2 protein-coding genes are annotated in these 972 nt (G+C 65.6%); both read left to right on the forward strand.

The genetic code is table 11. From position 1 onward, the window contains the following. On the forward strand, positions 1–563 hold a 563-nt coding region (locus EOA60_RS34755), incomplete at its 5' end, for a cytochrome c biogenesis CcdA family protein (protein WP_164899859.1). Positions 564–710: 147 nt separating this feature from the next. Beyond that, a partial coding sequence (locus tag EOA60_RS34760) for an NTP transferase domain-containing protein (RefSeq protein WP_164899860.1) occupies positions 711–972 on the forward strand: 262 nt, incomplete at its 3' end.

Genomic DNA, 972 nt, shown 5'->3' on the forward strand with positions numbered 1-972 from the left:
CTGTTGCCTTCGTGCTCGGCTTCTCGACCGTCTTCGTCGCGCTTGGCGCCGGCGCCTCGACGATCGGCCGGCTGCTGCGCGTCTGGCAGGAACCGCTGGCGATGGTGGCCGGCGCGCTGATCATCATCATGGGCCTGAATTTCCTCGGCATCGTGCGCATCCCGCTCTTGTCGCGCGAGGCGCGCTTCCAGTCGCAGGGCAAGCCGGCCAGCATGATCGCCGCCTATGTCATGGGGCTGGCCTTTGCCTTCGGCTGGACGCCCTGCATCGGCCCGGTGCTGGGGCCGATCCTGACTTTAGCCGGCGGCCGCGAGACGGTGGGCGAGGGCGCGCTGCTGCTCGCCGCCTATTCGCTCGGGCTCGGCATCCCCTTCCTGATCGCGGCGCTGTTTTCCGGCGCCTTCATGCGCTTCTTGGGAGAATTCCGCGTCCATCTCGGTCGCGTGGAAAAAGCGATCGGCGCGCTGCTCGTCGTCGCCGGCGTGTTTTTTCTCACCGGTGGCGTGCAGAGCGCATCCTACTGGCTGCTGGAAAACTTCCCGGCGCTCGGGCGGCTCGGGTGATCTGCCACTTCGTGCACAGGATCGAATTGTGGACCCGCCGATCAAGAGTCCAGGTGATCCGCTGTCTCACCGGAATTTAACCGCATTGGTGCAGCATCACGCCGCTGCTAGCATGCGATGATTTGAATCCTTTCATACGGTTGCCCTATGAGCCAGAGATCCTGCCTGTCCGTCATCCTCGCCGCCGGCGAAGGTACGCGCATGAAGAGCGCGATGCCCAAGGTGCTGCACGCCATTGCCGGCCTGCCGATGGTGGCTCATGTGGTGAAGGCCGCTGAGGCCGCCGGGGCAACGGGTCTGGCGCTGGTGATCGGCCACGGCGCCGACGAGATGCGGAAGGCGGTGCAGAAATTCGCGCCGAAAGCCGAGACCTTCGTGCAGGAGAAGCGGCTCGGCACGGCCCATGCGG

Source organism: Mesorhizobium sp. M1A.F.Ca.IN.020.06.1.1, from assembly GCF_004023265.1.
In the GTDB taxonomy this organism is placed as follows: Bacteria; Pseudomonadota; Alphaproteobacteria; order Rhizobiales; family Rhizobiaceae; genus Mesorhizobium.